Annotated in this window: 10 protein-coding genes; 6 read left to right on the top strand and 4 right to left on the bottom strand. The window is 67.8% G+C overall.

Annotated elements, in window-relative coordinates:
• Window positions 1–4 precede the first annotated feature (4 nt).
• On the top strand, window positions 5–1456 hold the full coding sequence (locus ABD352_RS39680; RefSeq protein ID WP_344617734.1) for a helix-turn-helix domain-containing protein: 1452 nt from the start codon (window positions 5–7) through the stop codon (window positions 1454–1456).
• 330 nt (window positions 1457–1786) lie between these two features.
• On the top strand, window positions 1787–2167 hold the full coding sequence (locus ABD352_RS39675) for a hypothetical protein (RefSeq protein ID WP_344617733.1): 381 nt from the start codon (window positions 1787–1789) through the stop codon (window positions 2165–2167).
• On the opposite strand, the gene ABD352_RS39670 is transcribed toward ABD352_RS39675, so the two are convergent.
• Window positions 2160–2402 (bottom strand): hypothetical protein, encoded by a 243-nt coding sequence (locus tag ABD352_RS39670; protein ID WP_344617732.1) that lies wholly within the window; start codon window positions 2400–2402, stop codon window positions 2160–2162. The two genes, ABD352_RS39675 and ABD352_RS39670, sit on opposite strands and share 8 nt — an antisense overlap.
• 201 nt (window positions 2403–2603) lie before the next feature.
• On the opposite strand from ABD352_RS39670, the gene ABD352_RS39665 reads away from it, so the two are divergent.
• From ABD352_RS39665 to ABD352_RS39650, 4 genes are all read left to right on the top strand, one after another.
• Window positions 2604–2867 (top strand): hypothetical protein, encoded by a 264-nt coding sequence (locus tag ABD352_RS39665; RefSeq protein ID WP_344617731.1) that lies wholly within the window; start codon window positions 2604–2606, stop codon window positions 2865–2867.
• Between the two features lie 109 nt (window positions 2868–2976).
• Complete coding sequence (locus ABD352_RS39660; RefSeq protein WP_344617730.1) at window positions 2977–6789, top strand: protein kinase domain-containing protein; 3813 nt, start codon at window positions 2977–2979, stop codon at window positions 6787–6789.
• A complete protein-coding gene (gene mads7, locus ABD352_RS39655; RefSeq protein WP_344617729.1) occupies window positions 6786–8414 on the top strand; it encodes a methylation-associated defense system protein MAD7 in 1629 nt (542 codons plus the stop codon). The genes ABD352_RS39660 and mads7 overlap by 4 nt, the downstream gene beginning before the upstream one ends.
• On the top strand, window positions 8411–13348 hold the full coding sequence (locus tag ABD352_RS39650) for an ATP-binding protein (protein ID WP_344617728.1): 4938 nt from the start codon (window positions 8411–8413) through the stop codon (window positions 13346–13348). The genes mads7 and ABD352_RS39650 overlap by 4 nt, the downstream gene beginning before the upstream one ends.
• 447 nt (window positions 13349–13795) lie before the next feature.
• Here ABD352_RS39650 and ABD352_RS39645 read toward each other — a convergent pair whose 3' ends face one another.
• From ABD352_RS39645 to ABD352_RS39635, 3 genes are all read right to left on the bottom strand, one after another.
• Entirely contained in the window at window positions 13796–14401 is a 606-nt protein-coding gene (locus ABD352_RS39645; RefSeq protein ID WP_344617727.1) for a hypothetical protein, read from the bottom strand.
• Window positions 14402–15579: 1178 nt separating this feature from the next.
• Window positions 15580–16482 (bottom strand): hypothetical protein, encoded by a 903-nt coding sequence (locus ABD352_RS39640; protein ID WP_344617726.1) that lies wholly within the window; start codon window positions 16480–16482, stop codon window positions 15580–15582.
• A gap of 410 nt (window positions 16483–16892) precedes the next feature.
• A complete protein-coding gene (locus tag ABD352_RS39635) occupies window positions 16893–17549 on the bottom strand; it encodes a hypothetical protein (RefSeq protein ID WP_344617725.1) in 657 nt (218 codons plus the stop codon).
• Window positions 17550–18022 lie beyond the last annotated feature (473 nt).

The following is an 18022-nucleotide window of genomic DNA, read 5'->3' as shown; positions in this document are numbered from 1 at the left end:
CCCGATGCGTACAGGCCGAGTTCAGTGGACCGGGAGCAGGCAGTTATTCGGAGACCGTGCCGTTTGGAATGCAACAGGCTTGCAGGAGTTGCAATTGATCAGTCACCATCGAAGTACCCGTCGTGGCGAGGAGGCGGCGTTGACCACCGTCCCATCTCCGGCACCCGCTGCAGCTGAGATCGGTTCGCTCCTCCGGCGAGCGCGATCAGCAGCCGGCCTCACCCTGGAAGAGGCCGGGCAGCTCGTCGGCTATTCGGCTGCGACGATGTCCCGCTGGGAGAACGGCCGCCGCCGGGACTGGACCGTCAATGAGCTGCTCCGGCTGGCGGAGGCGTACGGCATCCCACCCAATCATCTTGGATTGGCCGCGTCGTCCCCGCCAGTAGCGCAACCAACCGTTAGGGTGAGCCCAGGAGCGGACAACAGCGGCGGTGATTGGATGCGCAGACGTGACCTGCTTGCAGGTGCTCTCGGGCTCACTGCCTCAGGAGCCCTGGCTCCGCCTGCCGACGCCGCTGCGGACAATCCCGCCACTATCGAGGATGTAATCTTCGGCAGGTTCACGAGCACGCCGCTGCCGGATCAGCAACTCGCAGCGAAAATCGCCGCGACGAGGGCCGACTTCCGTGCCTGCCGTTACAGCCAAGCTGCCCGACGGCTGCCGCGCCTGCTCGCTCAAGCCGAAGCAACCGCCCATAACGCCGCGGCAGCGCAGGCCGGCCAGGCATCAGTTCGTCTGGCCCAGGCATACTGCGTCGCCACGCAACTGCTGCTCAAGCTGTACGACGACGGTATGGCCTGCGCAACCGCAGACCGGGCAACGCAGGCCGCCAGAGGCGGCGGCGACCCGATCGTCACCGCCGAGGCGACACGACTCGCGGCAACGGTGCTGCGCCGCAACCAGCACCGCGACAGCGCCCAGCGGCTTGTGCTGCAAGCCGCCCAGCAACTCGGCAGCGAGACCGGGCTGGCCAAGCCGCGGGAAGTCGCCAAGTACGGCGAACTGCTGGCCGTCGCCGCCTACACCGCCGCGATGCGCGACGACCGAGACACCGCCTGGACGCTCCTCGGCGAGGCCGAGGACGCCACCCGCCGAGCCGGGACCGTCGACGACAGCCAGCTCACCACACTGGATCTGGCGGTATACAAGATTAGCGTCGCCCGCGTGCTGGGCGACTTCGGCAGCGCGGTCGACTACGCGCGACAGGTTGACCCGACCAAGATCGCCTCACCCGAGCGGAGAGCGCGCTACTGGGAGGACACCGCGCTCGCGCTTCACGGCCGCGGCCGGCCAGAGGCCGCATTCCAGGCGCTGCTAGCAGCGGAGCGGGACACCCCGCAAGAGGTCCGCTACCGTCCTTGGGCCCAGGGACTGACCCAGGACCTGATGACGGCAGACACTCGCGGCACCCTGGTCGGCGTGCGGGACTTGGCCCGTCGAATCGGTGTCGCCTGAGCCCTTTTCGTTCGCTCGCCGCAGTCGACGTCGTGCCCGGGCAACGACGCCCCTCGCCATGTCCGGTGTCTCGACGCTCGGAGGACGGGGATGATCAGCGGCAGGCAAGCGCCGGCTGACTCCGGGTACGCGACTGACGGATCTCGCCGAAGACGCTGGCGAGTTGGACGGAGCCGGATCACTTCCGCTGAGCGGCATGCCGATTTCGCTCATGGCGCCAGGCGAGCGGGTATAGCCGCACGATCCCAGACCCGACTGTACGCCAATTGAAGAGCATGAATATATTCAGCCTATTCGTTCCGTGTCGCAGCGGCAGTACGTTTCGTGGTCATGAAGGGCTTCGGCAAGTACTGGGGCTACATCGTGCTGGTGTTGCTGCTAACCGCCTGGTGGACGACGAAGATTGGCCCCCCGGTGCTCGTCGCGCTCTCGGTACTGGTCACCTTGTATTTCCTGTTTCAAGCACCCATATGGTGCGGCGCGATCAACCGGGACCAGACACTCTGCCGGCGCAACGCCTCGGGCCTGCTCCTCGGCTGCAGCTACCGGCAGCACAAGTGGCAGAAGCTCAAGATGATGGTGGTGCCACCGATGTGGCGCAAACTCAACCACGGACTCTGGGCAAGCCCGACGACCGGGCTGGCGACCATCGGCGCGCTTCTCGGCATCGCCTCCACACTGGCCGGCCTCGTCAAGCCTCTGTTCAGCTAGCCCCGCCGCGACCGGATTTCGTCTCGGTCGCCGTTCTCGATCCGGCTGACCCGGCCCGGCGTGGCCCCATAAGGTGTGCTCTCTGAGGTTCCGTCAGACCGAGTCGGCTACGCTCCTCGGCGAGATGAAACGCACTCACCCACGCCTCAGTGCCGGGGCGCTCGGCGGCAAGCGCATCACGCTCGCCGTCGTCGAGTTCGGCACGGATGTCGTCCCAGTTGTGGAACTCGGACATGACCCCTCCTTCCGCTTCCTCTCCAGGGCCAGGCAGCCTTTGTAGGCAATCTCGACTCCGGGTATTGCCGTCGCCGCGACCGTAGTGCGCCATCGAACCCATGTGTTGCGTCAGGCGGCTGAGCGGAACTGTTCGTATCGTTCCTCGAGTCGGCTGCGATCGGGATGGTCGGCGGGAGCGCGGCAGGAAGATCACGGAGCCGTGCATCTCTTGCAGACCATGGCGGAGCATCGGCCCGTCGATCTCGGCGAGGATGTCCTCGCGGATCTCGACAACACGATCGGGTCGGATGCCGAGGATGTTCGCGTCGTAGGCGGCCTCTCCACCCTGCTCACCGAGTACGGCGGCGAGCTGACGCCTGCATCGGCGAGTCGAGGGCGGCCGGTCTCGACCGAGACGGTGCAGATGCCGAGCTCGTCGTGGGACTTCGGAGAACGTGTGGGCCGAAGAGTTCGATCTCCATGAACGTATAGTCAGCCGTAATGCCGCAATTGCTAGCAAATCATCAAATCGGGCAACTGGACTGTCGTAGCATCGGTGGGGTTTCGCGTCGATCTCGAGCTGAGGGATGTGGATGGCACATCTGGAGGTAATGGGTGACTTCCAAGGGCCCGGAGAACGGCGGACCGCCCTCACGCTCGCCGAAGAACTGCCGGAAGAGTGGTACGTGATCGCGGGGCGCAAACTGGGCGGCGAGAGCCGGGACGACCTTGACCTCATCGTCGTCGGCGAGCACACGATCTTCGTCCTCGAGGAGAAGGCCTGGGGACCACGCATCGAACTGCACGACCAGTACTGGAAGGTACGCGCTGAGGAGCGGCGCAACCCGCTGGACCGGGTAAACCACCTCGCACGCGTACTCGCCGGCCGGCTGCGCACCCGGGTGCCGGACTATCTCGAGGCATCCCGGGGCGCCCACCTCGTGGTCGCCGGAGTCGTGCTCTCACACGAGGCCCTCGAGCTTGAGATTGGTCAGGACTACGACGACGGCGACGGTGTACACGCCCTCGCTGGCGCGGCCGCCTGGCTTCGCTCGCGCGACGCCCCGACAGGCGGTGACCTTGCTCGGGTACGCGTGGCGGCGATCGGGTTTCTGCTCGGCTTGCACGGCCGCGACGGGGGAATCGAGCGGATCGGCCCGTACGCGGTCGTGCAGGAGCTCGCTCCGATCGGCGACGCGCGTTGCTTCCACGCCCGCGACAGCGACCGCACCATTATGCTGCGCTGCTACCCGCTGTACGGATGGGGCGGTGACGCCGATCCGCGAGACATCATCGAACGCGAGCGGCAGGCATTGCAGCGCCTCGACGATCTGGACCGCGGCTGGCGGGTCCACGCGAGCTTCGTGCACGAGGCACGGCAGTGGATGGTCGTACCCCTCGTCCCCGCCCGCGGCAAGAGCCTGTTCGCCTCGCTGCAGCTCAACGACCCGCCCCGTTCCGCAGGCCGGCTGCCGCAGCGGGTCGGCGTCGACGTGGTCCGTGATGCCTTCGCCGGCCTCCACGAGGTTCACGAGGAGGGCCTGATCCACCGCGGGCTCCATCCCCGCCGCATCTATCTCGGCCGGGGCCTACGGGTGAAGTTCAGCGACTTCTACCTGGCCCGGCTGACTGGTGCGGTGACAATCGCGTCCAACCCGGCCGCTGATGCCGACCTCGGCGTGCCTTACCGGGCCCCGGAGTGCCACGACAACATCGCCTTCAGCACCTGGGCCTCAGACGTGTACTCGCTGGCGCTGGCGCTGAGCGTCTGGCTGCTCGGTGAGATCCCGGCAGCGCCGGACGCCGGCGAGGTCCGCGGCCGTATCGCCGCGTTCCCGGTCGTCGGCTCGGTACTGGCGCGGTGCCTGAGCCTGGACCCGGCGCAGCGCCCACTGGCGGAGGAGGCGGCGGAGGAGCTGACCGCCGCCGTGGCCGACGCTGACGCGGCGCTGGAGTCCCCGCCCGTCGCCGCCGCTGACCCGATTGAGGTGCAACCCGGCACCGTCCTCGGCGGGCGGTACGAGATTCTGCAGCGGCTTGGCCGGGGCGGCTCCGCCGAGACGTGGCTGGCCCGCGACGCTAACCTCGGCGAGCGGCGCGTCATCAAGTGCTTCCTGGCTGACGTGGGCGCCGACGCCCGGGCCGAGTTCGCGATCACCGACCGCATCCGGCACCCACGCTGCGCCAGGGTCTATGACGCGGTCTGGAGCCCTCCGCCGGGATACTTGGTGCTCGAGTACGTCGAGGGCGCCAACCTACGTGACTTCTTCGACAGCGACCGGCCTACGGCCGAGCAGTGCCGCACGATCGCGCTCGACGTGCTTGAAGCGCTCGGCCACCTGCACGAGGTTGGGCTGATCCACCGGGACGTAACGCCGCGCAATATCATCGTGACGCCCGGCGTGCGCGCGAAGCTCATCGACTTCGGCCTCTCCGGCGCACCGTCGACCCGCAGCGTCGTCGGCACGCCGCCGTTCACCGCGCCCGAGGTGGCCGCGCGCCGCGGCGCGACCGTGCAGAGCGACATCTACGGGCTCGCGGTGACGCTTACCTGGCTGATGCTTGGCCGCTACCCCTACGCCGGCGATCCGATCAGCGGCGCCGACCGGCGCGGCGAGCTCATCCCGCCGACGCCCGACGAGCGGCAGACCTGGGGCCCTCTCGGCGCGGCGCTGCTCGACGTGCTGTTCCGCGCTGCCGAGGCCGACCCGGCGCAGCGTCCACCAAGTGTCGCCGATTTCGCCCGCCAGTTGCGGCTGCTCGACGATATCCCGGTCACCGCAGGCCATGACCTCGTCAACGACACCGTGCGCGCACTGCGCCAGCTGTACCGGGGCAGCGACGTGGGCAACGCCGGCAACCGCGGCCTCGAAGGCGAGTTCGCCCAGGCGACATATGTCCCGACGCTGCTCGACACAGGACTGCTACCGACTGTGCTCGACGGCCGCATCCGGCTCGTACTGCTGACCGGCAACCCAGGCGACGGGAAGACCTCGTTCCTGGTGAAGGTCGGCGAAGCGTTGCGGCAGCGCGGCGCGAACATCGTGGCGGAGGACGCGGCCGGCTGGCGGATGCACCTCGATGGGCACACGTTTGTCGCCGTTTACGACGCCAGCGAGTCCCACGACGGGCTCTCCTCCGACGACCTGATGCGCCGGGCGATGACCCCGGGCCCAGGCGAGGACCCCCAGCGACGCACTGTGCTGCTCGCCATCAACGACGGTCGGCTGCTGCAATTCTTCAGCGATAACCGAGCCGCGTACCCCCACGAGTACACCGAGATCCGCCGGCAGCTCGGCGGCGAGCCCATGCACGACGAGGGCGTCGTCCTCGTCGACCTCAAGCGCCGAACGCTGGCGCCGCGCCCGGACGGGCCTAGCCTGGCCCGGCAGATCCTCGAGCTGTTCGTGGCACCGCCGCGGTGGAGCGTCTGCGACGGCTGCGCTTCCCGAGCAGTCTGCCCGATCACCGCGAACGCCGAGAGCCTACGCGCGGCCGGCCTCGACGCGGTTGACGAGCTACTGACCACGTCGCACCTGCGCCGACAGCGCCGGGCCACGTTCCGCGACGTGCGTAGCGCCCTGGCCTGGCTGATTACCGGAGACCGCGCGTGCGAGGAGGTCCACCAGGCACGGGCCCGCAACATGGACCTGCGCCGCAGCGGCGGAACGCGCACCGAGGACCTCGCGTTCGATCCGGATAGCGCCGACTACCTCGTTCAGGAATGGAGCAGCCTCGACCCCGGAACCGCGCTGGCGCCCGAGGTGGAACGGGCGGCGCGGGCCGACCCGAGCATCGCCTCGCACCCAGCCGCGTTCGGCTCCGCCGACCGCGTCGCCGTGCAGCGCCGCCTGTTCTTCGGTCTGTGGTCCCCACCCGGCGGCACCCGCCGGTCGGTGCGCGTCTATCGGTACTTCGACGAGTTCACCGCAGCGCTCGCGGCGGAACCGGAGCAGCTGCGGGCGCGGTACCTGCCCCGACTGCTGCTCGGGCTCAGCCGGATGCTCGGTGCGCCCGGCTACCGCGGCACCAACCTGGCCCTCACCGACCAGCAGGCGGGCGGCAGCTGGGCGATCATCAAGGAGATCCCGGCCGCCGATTTCACGTTGTCAGTTCCGCTACGGACGTCGCCGTACGTCGAGACGTGCCCTGACACGCTCATCCTGCGGCACCGCAGTAACGTAGCGCTGTCGCTGACCCTCGACACCGCCGAGCTGGTGCTGCGGGTCGCCAACGGCGAGCTGATCGGCGACGACGCGTCCGGCACGATCCAGCAGGAGATCGAGAACTTCTCGTCCCGGCTACGCCGTAGCCCGTCCAGCGCTGTCCGCATCGTCGACCCCGCCGGCCGCGACGCCCACGCACGCATCGACGACGGCCGTATCGTATTGGAGGTGGGCCGGTGAGCGTCGTCATCCCCAAGGACCTGCGCAGCCTGGCGTTTATTGAACTGACCGTCGTCGAACTCAATGATGTCGATGTTGACCGGCTCCTACCCCACCTGTCAGAGCTGGTCGTGCGGCTGGGCGTGGCTGCACCGTCCAAGACCGATTCCGGCGCCTACCATCGGTACCTAACGAATCTCGCAGCCGACGCCAGGCTGGCCGGCTTCGACGACGAGCGGGGCCGGCAGATCCTGGACGGCTGGCTGCGCTCGTCGGTGATCCGCATCGGCGGCAAGGGGCGCAGTCGCACCGAGCTGCAGATGGACCATGTGCTGCCGCTGACGCTAGCCAGCTTCCGCGCCGGGCTGCCCAAGACCCGCACCCGGCACCGCCGCGCCGAGCTGGTCGCTTACACCGTCATGACGGAGGAGCTGCGCCGTCGCGGCGAGGCAAACGAGAGGCGTGCACTGCGCGAGCTGTTCATGGCCGCGATCGGCCACGGCGTGCGGATCGGCAACGACGGTCAGGGTCCGGCACACTACGACGGGTCGCCGGACATCGACATCAATGCATTGCTCTCGCTGTACTTTCTGGAGCAGTTCGCCTCGCCGGTCGGCCGGGTGCCGGCCCGGCGCGTCGCCGGCAGCCCGGTACCGAGCGCGACCCGGCAGTTCGGCGCGGACCTGCTCGACTGCCTAATCTCCTATGGTGGCCGGCTGCCCGCCGCCGCCTTCATCGACCGGTTCGCCGCGCTGCTGTCGCTGCACCTATTCCAGTTGCCGCTGCGCATCGCGCTGTCCATACGGCACCTGCTGCACCAGGGCGAGCCGACCCCAGACATGCTCAGCGAGAGCGCCAACCCCCTCGAGCTGTACTGCGACTTCACCCGCTCGGCCGGCTCACCCTCCGACGACCTGGCCCGCCAATGCGTGCAGCGCGACCTCGACGTGATGCGGGGCTTCTTATCGGACCGCATCACCCTACGCACGCTCTACGAAGCCCTGGCGATGCTCCCCAACGGCCAGAGCATCAAGGAAATGCCGTTCGTCGAGGCGCTCGTGGCGATGGTCGGGCGACGCGACGACCCGATGATGCTGGCTGGCGCCACGTACCGCGTCACCGAGATCGAGAACGCGACCAGGGCTGCGGGTGACAACGACGAGTCCGTGGCCCGGATCCGGGCGATCCGCCGGTCCGGAGTGTCCCCGATCGCGCAGCTGACTGCGATCCTCACCGATGAGCTCGGCACGACCGGCATCCAGAACCAGACCGGCTGGTTCTGGTCGACCGGCGGCTTGCAAAAGCCCTACGGGCTGTTGGCCGGGCAGCGCGCGTCACGGCGGTCTTGGCGGTACGCCCCGTCCGACGACCTGCTCTCGGCGCTGCTGCTGCTCAGTTTCGCCGAGCCGGGCGGCGGCCACCGCTCGGAGATGCCCATCGCCGAGCTACTTACCGATCTGCGCCGCCGCTTCGGTATCCTGGTCGACCGGCCGCCCGCCGCGTACGACACCGCTGATAACCGGGCCGCTGCCGCGGCGAACCTCGATGCCTTCAAGCGAAGGCTGCAGCTACTCGGGTGCTTCGACGGGCTGAGCGACGACTTTTCCGCACAGTTCATCAAGCACCCGCTGGAGGCATCGGCATGACCACCGCGCTCCCGCCGCGCCTCGTCGAGGTTGTCGCCGAACGGCTGCACCGGCAACTCACTGGGGTCGCCGACGGGCATTGCGTTCGGGTCGACGATCTGGCGGTGGCAGATGCCGAGGCGATCGCTGAACGGCTGTGCGCGGCGTCCCCACCGTACGACGCCTATGTGCTAGCGCTCGGAACGCCGCGGGGCACCCGGGAGGTCCCCGTCGACCGGGCGATCGAGCTGCGGAATCGCAAGGTACGTCCGCTGCTACTGCTGGTGCCGGCCGGCGCCGACCGCGCGGCAAGCTCGCTCGACAACTCGTTTCAGCCGCTACCACTGGTGCGGCTACTCGCGTCGGCCGGCGACGATCTAGAGCACCAGCTCATCGGCAATCCCGTCTACGCTGGCGTCCGCGAACTCAAGCGCGCCCTGGGCAAGAGCCGCGGAACCGAAGCGTGGGCCCGGTTTCTCGACACCCTGCTGTCCGAGCCGACCTGGCCGGTCTTCGGCCGCCAGCTGTGGCAGGTCGGGCTCATCCCGGACCACGACGGCACACCCGACATCCAGCACCGGCTACGCGCCAACGCCAAGGCCGTCACCGCCCTGGTCCGCCCGGTACGAGCGGCATCACTCATCGCCGACCGTCTGCACGCCGCCGGCGTCCGCGACGCCGACGACTCGCCGACCCGGCAACGGCTGCTTGCATTCCTCACCGGCGAGGCAGGAGTGCTGACCAACGCCGCCACCTGGACTCGCGCGCTCGGCGAGCGGCACGGCGGCGCGCTGACCTTCGAGTGCTGGCCGATCGCTGAGCCGCAGCAGGCCGCGCTCAACGAGGTGACGCTGACCCCGTTCATGCGCGACAACGGCACCGTCGATCCCACCTGCAAGCTGCGCGTCGACGAGGACGGGCAGCTGTACTGCGACGTATCGGCTGATCGCCCGGGCAGCATAGTGGTGCGCTGGAGCACCGATCCCGTTAAGCCGGCCTCCGTCGGCTCGTGGCGGATCGACGTACTGCCCCCGGAAGACCTCCGCGAGCCAGACACGACGCCGGTGGTAGCGAAGAAGGTCGCCGGCGACAAGCGCCGTGCCACCATCACGCTGGCGCTCGATGAGGACGACCTCGAGGCCGGCTATCTATTTGTGGTACGGCTACGGGCGCAGGACAGCGAGGGCAACGACCTGCGGCTCGCCGACGGCCGTCCGGCCGAAGCCGAGAGCGATGCGTTCGTGGTGATGCTGCAGGACCAGTCGCCCGAGCGCGGCATTCGTAAGATCAGCGGTTCGTCCGTGCCGGAGCTGGTGCTGCGGGCCGCGGCCAAGGGCGGCACGAGCCTGGCCGAGGAGGGTGCCGCCTGGGACCTAGCCGGGCAGGTGTTCAGCGTGCGGATCGGCCGGCGGGAGACCTCGCTCATGCGGGTCTCTCGTGTGCTGGTCGAACTGCAGCGGCGCTTGTTCGTCGAACCGGCTGCGCACGCCTTCCGAGCGCACACCGAACTCGGCGTTCCGGTCGAGGCCGCCCAGGCCGAGCCGGTCACGCTCGGGCTGCCGCCGGCGTTCCTGGAGCGCCGGCGCCGGCTGCTCGCCGCACTGGCCCGCCGCGCGCCCCGCGACGTCGCCGAGGCTGTGCTTTGGGACGACGAGCTGCGTGAGCAGGCCACCGGGTTGCTGCACTCGTACCGCCGGGCGCTCGACACTGCCGACCCCGCCGCCAGGCTCGCGCTGCTCACCGTCGACACCGTATCGGTGCGGGTACGCACCGCGGTCGAGGAGGTCGACGGCGTGGTACTACTCCCCCTGCACCCGCTGCGCCTCGTGTGGCTGGCCAGCCACGACGCCGTCCTGCGCGGATGGGCGGCGGAGCTCGTCGAGGGCGGGTTGCCCGCCACCCGCCGCGGCGCCTCGGTCGACCTGCCGCTCGTCGCCCTGGTATCCCCGGCGAACGTGCCGTTCACCGTCCTGTCCGACGACGGCCGGGCATTCCTGTACGCCGAGGAACTCACCCACGGCGCCGCGCTGTACCTGCCCGTCGGCGTCCAAGAACCCGAGGCGATGCTCGACGTGCTGTGCGCCTCGCTGGACATCGGCCGCGACAACGCCAGCCTGCGGGCCGCCTCCGCGCTGATTGGCCTGCGGGTCAACGCCTACCGGCTCGCCCACCCCGGCACGGACGCGCTGCGTGTGATGGCCGTCAACCCCGGCTCCGGCATGATCGGCCGCCGGGCGCTGGAGGCCCTGTTCCGCGAACCGGCAGACGAAGAGCCTGTGGACACGACCGCCCAGGCGCTGCAGGCCACCGCGCCACCGCGGCTGGAGGTCGTCGCCTACACCGACAGCTCCTCGTTCACCAACCCGGTGCCCGAGCTACGCCAACTTCAGACCCTCGCCACGACACACCAACTAGCCAACGCGACAAACTACCTGGTGCCGCCGGTCGGGCTGGCCACCCGGCCGCTGGCCGAGCTGGCTGGTGACCGCTACGGCTACCACATCGCGATCGTTCAAGACCCGGTCCGCGGCAGCCTCGTCGAGTCCGCCGATGACGCCCGCACACCGCGCACCACGACGTTCCACGACCTTCTTACGCCGCTGCTCACCGTGCGCAAGGTAGAGCGCGACGGCTACGAATGGCATGCGCAGCCAGCGCTGCGGAGTCGGGGCGGCGCGCCAGCCTCCGATGTCGTCGAGGCGCACCGCGCGCACCAACTCGCGCTTGCCGCGCACCTAGGTATGACCCGCGCGCCTGTGCTGTCTCTCCGCCTCACCCACGACGACCTGCGGATGCTCGACACCGCACACACACGCGCCGACTGGGTCGTCACACTCGACGGGTACCTCGGCTATCAACTCTACGAAGACCCCACCGAGGTCGGCGTCGGCGAGCACAACTACCTGCTCGACTACGCGCCGGACTTTCTGGACGGCTTTGGGTCGCAGGTCACGGTGAGCACCGCGCACCGCGGGGAGGTGCAGCACGTGCTGCACGAGGCGATGGAGCGCATCGGCTTCGCTGCGTTCGACTACTCGATCGCAGCCGTGCTGCAGCACCTGCTGCTCGTGTCCGGCCGGCTTGCGCTGCGGCTGCTGGCCAACACCACACTGGCGACCGAGGCCGTAAGCCTGGCTGCGCTGATGCTGCACTTGGAGCGCCGCGGCGACCTGGAAGACCGCATCATCATCCCGGTCGACGTGCACCCGGAACTTTTTGCCGGCCAGCAGCGCCGCGACGAGGCGGCCGGGCGCCGCTGCGACCTGCTGCTGGTCCGGGTCACCCAGCGCAGCCTCAAGATCGAGTGCGTGGAAGTCAAATCCCGCCGGGAGGCGGCACTGCCCGCCGCGCTCGCCGATCGCATCGTCGACCAACTCGTCGACACCCGGGACCTACTGATCCAGCGCTTCTTCGCGATCGACCCGGGCCGCGTCGACACCGACCTGCAACGCACCCGGCTCGCCGGCCTGCTGCACTACTACGCCCGCCGGTCGGCCGCCTACCAGCTCGTCGCCCCGGAGAAGGTCGACGACCTGCACCGAAACATCGATCGAGTGTGCGAGCAGCGCGAGCGGCCAGAAATCACAATGCGCGGGTACGTGGTGAGCCTCGAGGGCTCGGCCGGCTTCAAGCCGCGCCACCGCGACGTTCCGATAGTGGTGCTGACCGCGGCCGACCTCGGACAGGTGGGGCTTACTTCGATCGTGGCGCACTCAGAATCTGGACCGGCGGAGAAGGCCCTAGGCCGGCACCGCTCCGCTGAACCGCCGGCCGCAGCGAAAGCCCCTCCCGTCACCGTCCCGCCGTCCCCCTCCTCTGTCGTGACCGCCTCGCACATGCACAGCGCAGCACCCTCTGAACCTGCTCCGCCTCTGCACAGCGCATTGCTCTGCGAACCCGCTCCGCCGACTCAACCGATCCGCCGCCCCGATCAGAACGGCGCGTTGCACGTCGAGCTCGGCCGCGACCAGGCCGGCGCCGCCGTCGGCTGGGAGCTCAGCACCCGCGGCAGTCCGCACGGCTTCATCCTCGGCATCCCCGGCCAAGGCAAGTCGGTGACCACCCGCGGCCTTATGCGCCAGCTCGCCGCCCATGGCCTGCCCTCGCTGGTGCTGGACTTCCACGGCGACCTCGCCGCACGCGCCCCGGCCGGCACCACCGTCGTCGACGCTGCGGTCGGCCTGCCGTTCAGCCCGTTCGAGCTGGTCACCGACGACGACCGACTAGTCAACCAGAGCGCCTGGGAGGTCTCTGAGATCGTCGCCTACGTGTGTGGCCTCGGCGAGATCCAGCGGAACAACGTGTACCGCGGCATACAGGCCGCGTACCACACGGCGCTGCAGGACGGCCCGCGAGTGCCGACGATGGAGGAATTCGCCGACGCCGTCGCCGACGCAGAGGAGGGCGCCCGCGGCCGCAATGCTCGCGACCGCATCCGGGCGCTCACCGATTTCGGGCTATTTCGCCCAGTGCCGGGCGCGTCCTTCGACCCGACCGCCGGTCCCGGCATGGTCATCGACGTGAGCCGCCTCGGCCTCGAGACAGTCCAGGTCGCGGCTGGCGCATTCCTGCTGCGCAAGCTGTACCGCGACATGTTCGGTTGGAAGCAGGACGGCTCGATGAAGATTGCAATCGTGTTGGACGAGGCGCACCGCCTGGCGAAAGACGTGACCCTGCCGAAACTCATGAAGGAGGGCCGCAAGTACGGCGTCGCGGTCATTATGGCAAGCCAAGGTATGTCCGACTTTCACCGCGACGTCCTCGGCAACGCCGGCACAAAGATCGTCTTCCGCACCAACTTTCCGGCATCAAAGTACGTGGCCGGCTTCCTTCGCGGCCGCGGCGACCAGGACCTCAGCCGCGAGATCGAGCAGCTCGACGTCGGCGTGGCCTACGTGTCCACACCCGACCACGTGCAGGCCCGCCGTGTCTACATGCACCCCGAGTCGGAGTGAACGGGACTGGGAGGTGAGGCAATGTCTCGCGATCGCCTGGCGACAAGGTCGACATAGTCACCCACCTGCGCGGGCTACATGCCCACGGCCGCCCGACCTCAGCTCGTGTACCGACGAAGACAGTGCCGCCTGCCGGCGTTCAACTCGACGCTTGTTTGATCGCGACACCGTCAGGGACAGGTGTCTCGCCGGCGCGGCCAGCCTGGCCATCGCTGGTTCCGGATCGTTTCAGGCGAGCCGTTCACTATCCGACGATGCCATTCCAGCCGGTCAGGCTCCAGGTGATGGGGGTTAATGCTTGTTGCCGGGGGCTGGCGAGATCGCTGGAGTTGTTCACAGCGCATGCGCTTGCTCCTCGCGTAGCAAGGCCTTGATGAGCTGGTTGGGGTTGGCCAAGCTGCGATTGCGGTCCGCACTGCCGAGCACACGATGGTCGCGAGGTGTTCCTCAGTGTTTCAGGCTTCCCAGGTCCCTGATGTGCCCACGTGCTCGCGGATGCCAAAGCAGATGAGTCCGCCGCCGCACGTCGTCGGGCAAGCCGAGTTGATCTGCCGCTCGAAGGAGCCGTTGCCGCAAAGCTTCCTCGGTAGCCCATCCGTATACGAGGAAGGCGGCGTGCGCATATCCTCGCTCTGCATCCAGGAATGCGCGAAGCGTTCGTAAATCTTTACGTAGCGGCTCAGCTTGGAGATTGTCGGCGGCCTTGACCTCAACCACCACTGCATTGTGCTCCGAGACCCCTGGGACGTGCCAAACCAGGTCTGGCTTGTGAAGCCCGCCGTCGATCACTGCATTCAATCCCGCCTTGTCGATCTCTCCCGAGAGTACGTAGGTCTGCGTATCCGCAGCGACACTCCCCTTCCCCGTGGCGAGCACTCGGATCTGGTGGTAGAGCTCGTAGCAGTACACACGCTCGCGGTAGCGCCTGACCGGAGCTTTGGTGTCCTCTGCTGCGACTGGAAGGAGAAACCAGGGATCGTCTACCCGCCGTGCCGCCTTGTCGAGAAGATTCAAGAACTCCGCCGCGGCCTGTTCACGATCGACAAGCTTCATAGGCCAGCCTTACTCTCGCATCGAGCTCCGCCCTTCCGATGGCGAAGTAGTCCGTCGCCACCCACTCTCCACGATGGAGGTCGCTATGTCCATGTATGGCCGAGCTCCGAGATGTGGGATCGATTGGCGTAAGTCGGCCTCGATTTCCTGATCGGGCGTGCCCGGCTCGAGAAGGCCGCCTCGTATACCGAGCTCAACGCCGCGTTGGAACGCCTCCTGGCCGCTATGGCGGAACATCTCGCCGCCGGCCTCGACGAGGCACCACCGCGGTGGTCAAGTTCTCGGTTCCCGGCCACACCGAGGTTCCCGTCGTCACTGCGGTCCAAGCGCATGGAGGGGGTTGGTCTGGACTTCCGCGGCCTTCCGCAAACACGGCGTCTACCTGTCCGCCCGCGACCTTCAGGCAGCATGAACGCGACGGGCTCCTCAGCCGGGCTGAGCCGCGAACGCTGTTCACGGCGGTGACCCGTTCGAGCACAGAAAGCGCACGACGACCCCACGCGGTCAGGTCGGAAGGTCGCGAGCCAACCCGAAATGACCAGGTCAGGGACTTGATTGGGAGAGCCGGCGGGGCTTGAACCCCAAACCTTCCGATTACAAGGCGAGTTATGTCCGTTTCTGCGAGTATTGTTAGTGCCGTTTAGTACCAACTCATACGGATTATCGTCCAGATTCGACGGCGGGCTCCACGATGGCGGGTCGAGTCCAGAAACGGCGGAGCACACGATGAACACAGCAAAATCCACTGTGGACACGGACTGTGCAACGCGCGTACTGGATCCAAGAGGCGGCGAACCGTTGATTCAAGTCGGGCGGTCGCCAGCATGAACACGCCGGCTGTCATGAAGAGATACCGGACGGTGATCCAAGCGGTGCTGGCCCGTCGGTACCTGACGCCGACGCGGCTGTAACCTACCTGGAAAATTTCTAGGTAGGTTACATCGGCTCATCGAAGCCGAACTCGACCGATTGGACCAGCTCGTCCACGCCGATCCGGCCTTCGCGAGGCAACAGCATTCAGCGACTGACAAGCGAGTCGAGCATCTCTTTGAGCAGGAGATTGTCTCCACGAAGCGAGGCCACAGCAACAGGTCCGTGCAGGGCTCGGCCCTCCGGCTGGTGGTTGGTCACACTGGCGATGTCCGTGCCGCCACGCATCAGTCACGGCCCTCCTGCATTCAACAATGTCGCTGCTCAGCCTTGGCGGCGACAGCGTCAGCTTGGGTGACGAACGACGCCACCTGGTTGTGGTAGTTGTCCGCCTTCGCCTTCCAGCCACCGGTCTGCTTGACCGCCTCATCGCGCAGAGCCTTGATCTTGTCGAGATCAGGCGGGATCAGGGGTGCGAAGGCAGGCAACGCTGCGGCCTTTCCTTGGAAGGTTGTCAAGTCGTCGTTGAGCCGGCTGACGGCGGAGGTGACATCGGCAATGTGCTCGTCCACGCTGTTGGCCTCGTCGTGGACACCGTTCGCCTCGTCGTGAACGGCGTTTGCGTAGTCCCGGGCGGTGTGCGCGTCGTCGCACGCGGCGGCCTGGTCAGGCTCGCTGTCGGCACTGGTGGCGTAGGTTCGGGACTGCTGCAGGTACCCGGAGGCGTCATTGACGTCCCCCTCGAAGCCGGAAAAGTCCGGCGCGTTGCTAATTGCCGTCCGCACACTGTCCATGTCACGGCTCACGGTGTCGGCGGCGCTCTGGATGCCCTGCTCGGTTCTCTGGCGCGTGGCCGCCTGTTCACTCGCGGCGATGGAGGCCCGAAGCGCATCGAGATTGGCCGCCGCGGATGCTTGGACGACTCCGACCAGGCTGTTATAGGCGTCGATGGTCGATGGCTTCAAGGTGACCGGCGTGACGGTCCCATCGCCCTGCGGTGCCTGCAGCGTCATCGTGTCGTCGGACATCGTCCCCGAGATGTTCGTGACGAAGCCGAGCCCGCCGGGAAAGGTCAGCGTGATGGCTGTCCCGTCGACGGTGCCCGTGAAGGCGGCGTGGGTAGGTGTCACCGCCGTCGCCGTGGTTGTCCGTACCTCGACCTGGTCCAACGTGCCTGCCAGGTTGCCGCCCTGTCGAGTCACTTGAATCATGAATGCTGATGTTGCATCTTTCCCCACCCAAACGTGGGGCGTGCCGCCGGCAGCGGCTGCTCCAACGTGTCCAGAGCAGGACGACAGCACCAACAAAGCCACGAGCGCCAGCAGGCCCGTTGATTTCGGCATCACGGCGGGTGAAGTTAAGGCTTGGCCAGCCGGTATGGAATGGGCCGTACGGGCACTGCCACCGGCGTCGAACGACCGCAGCGCAGTTGAGTGAGCGGATCGTAGGCGTTGGTGCACGTGGCATACGAGTGCCACCGTGATCATTGGGCTGCGTTCCCGGCCTGCAGCATCGCCTGCGCGCGCCGGTTAAATGGGCGCCGGAGCGACGCTACGACGGTTCAGCGCCCGGCGAGCAACCGCTCCAACCGGGCCCCGAACCGCCCCACCCTAGGGGTTGCCTACCCCATAACGGTGATCGTCCACGAGCACTCAGAGTTGGCCTGGAGATAGTGCTGGCCAGCGTCTGCGTGCTGCGGCACCGAATCGTTGCCCTTCTTGTCCAGCTCGTTGGCCAGGACGTCCTGCGGCGCCCCGCTGTCGTCGTACTCGAAGACCTGGAAGTTGCCGCTGCTGCCGAATTTCGAGCAGTCGTACGAGTAGACAAGCGTCCACTCGGCACCGGTCGTGAACATCGCAGTCTTCTTGATCCCGTTACCGCTGACCTTGATGATCTGCTTCGGCTGGGCTGCGGCCTGGCTCGGTGGCGGCGGCGCGGCTTGCGTCGTCGCGGCCTGCGTCGTCGCGGCCTGCGTCGTCGCGGCCTGGGTTGCCGGCGGCTGGGCACCGGCTGTGGTAGTTGCCGGGGTGGCTGCCCCGCTCGTGTTGTTGGTCTTGTTGTTGCTGGTAGCGGCGGCGATGACGACGCCGCCGCAACACAGGACCACCACCGCGGCCACAACTATGAGGACGGTTTTGCCGGCGGAGCTCTTCTTCTTAGGCGCGGCGGGCGGGATCGGGTAGCCGGGCGGCGGGGCCGCGGGTGGCCCGTACTGGGGTTGCGGGGATGGCTGCCAGCCTCCTTGGGCTGGCTGCTCAGGGGTTCCGGGGAGTGTCACTGGATCATGGTGGTGGCGGATGATTCCGGAATGTCACCGGACGATCAGCCACATCGGGTCCTCCACCCAGATAGCGGCGCCGAGCGCGGACCGTTCCGGCCCCGTCGACGCCGATGCACTTCCCGACCCGCGCCGGCGGCGGTGCCTGCGTCGTAGGCGCTTTGACGGGCGCGGTGTAGGTGTCGACCGGATAGTGATCGCGCGTCGCTGCCGAAACGGGCGCCCCGGTCTTCCGCCTGCGACTTCGCCTTGTCCCGGAAGGCGGCAAAGGTCAACACGCCGGCCACGCAGACGCCGACAACCAACACGAGCACGCCACCGATGACGCCGACGATGAGGCCAGCATTGCTCTTCGGCGGCGGGCCCGGGGGCCGTACATCGGAGGGACAGCGCCCGGGTACGGGGGGTGCGCCGGGTAGTTCGGCTGAGGGGGCAGCGTCACCCGGGGAGTGTGACATGGAACGTCGATGCGT

Source organism: Dactylosporangium salmoneum (genome assembly GCF_039532525.1).
GTDB lineage: Bacteria > Actinomycetota > Actinomycetes > Mycobacteriales > Micromonosporaceae > Dactylosporangium > Dactylosporangium salmoneum.
The sequence above is the reverse complement of the archived record's forward strand: the minus strand, read 5'-3'. Positions and strand labels throughout refer to the sequence as shown.

Bases quoted from the DNA above. Each gene is read 5' to 3' on its own strand.
- ABD352_RS39680 (WP_344617734.1), top strand. From the start codon at position 5: ATGCGTACAGGCCGAGTTCAGTGGACCGGGAGCAGGCAGTTATTCGGA.
- ABD352_RS39675 (WP_344617733.1), top strand. From the start codon at position 1,787: ATGAAGGGCTTCGGCAAGTACTGGGGCTACATCGTGCTGGTGTTGCTG.
- ABD352_RS39670 (WP_344617732.1), bottom strand. From the start codon at position 2,402: ATGTCCGAGTTCCACAACTGGGACGACATCCGTGCCGAACTCGACGAC.
- ABD352_RS39660 (WP_344617730.1), top strand. From the start codon at position 2,977: ATGGCACATCTGGAGGTAATGGGTGACTTCCAAGGGCCCGGAGAACGG.
- ABD352_RS39650 (WP_344617728.1), top strand. From the start codon at position 8,411: ATGACCACCGCGCTCCCGCCGCGCCTCGTCGAGGTTGTCGCCGAACGG.
- ABD352_RS39645 (WP_344617727.1), bottom strand. From the start codon at position 14,401: ATGAAGCTTGTCGATCGTGAACAGGCCGCGGCGGAGTTCTTGAATCTT.
- ABD352_RS39640 (WP_344617726.1), bottom strand. From the start codon at position 16,482: ATGATTCAAGTGACTCGACAGGGCGGCAACCTGGCAGGCACGTTGGAC.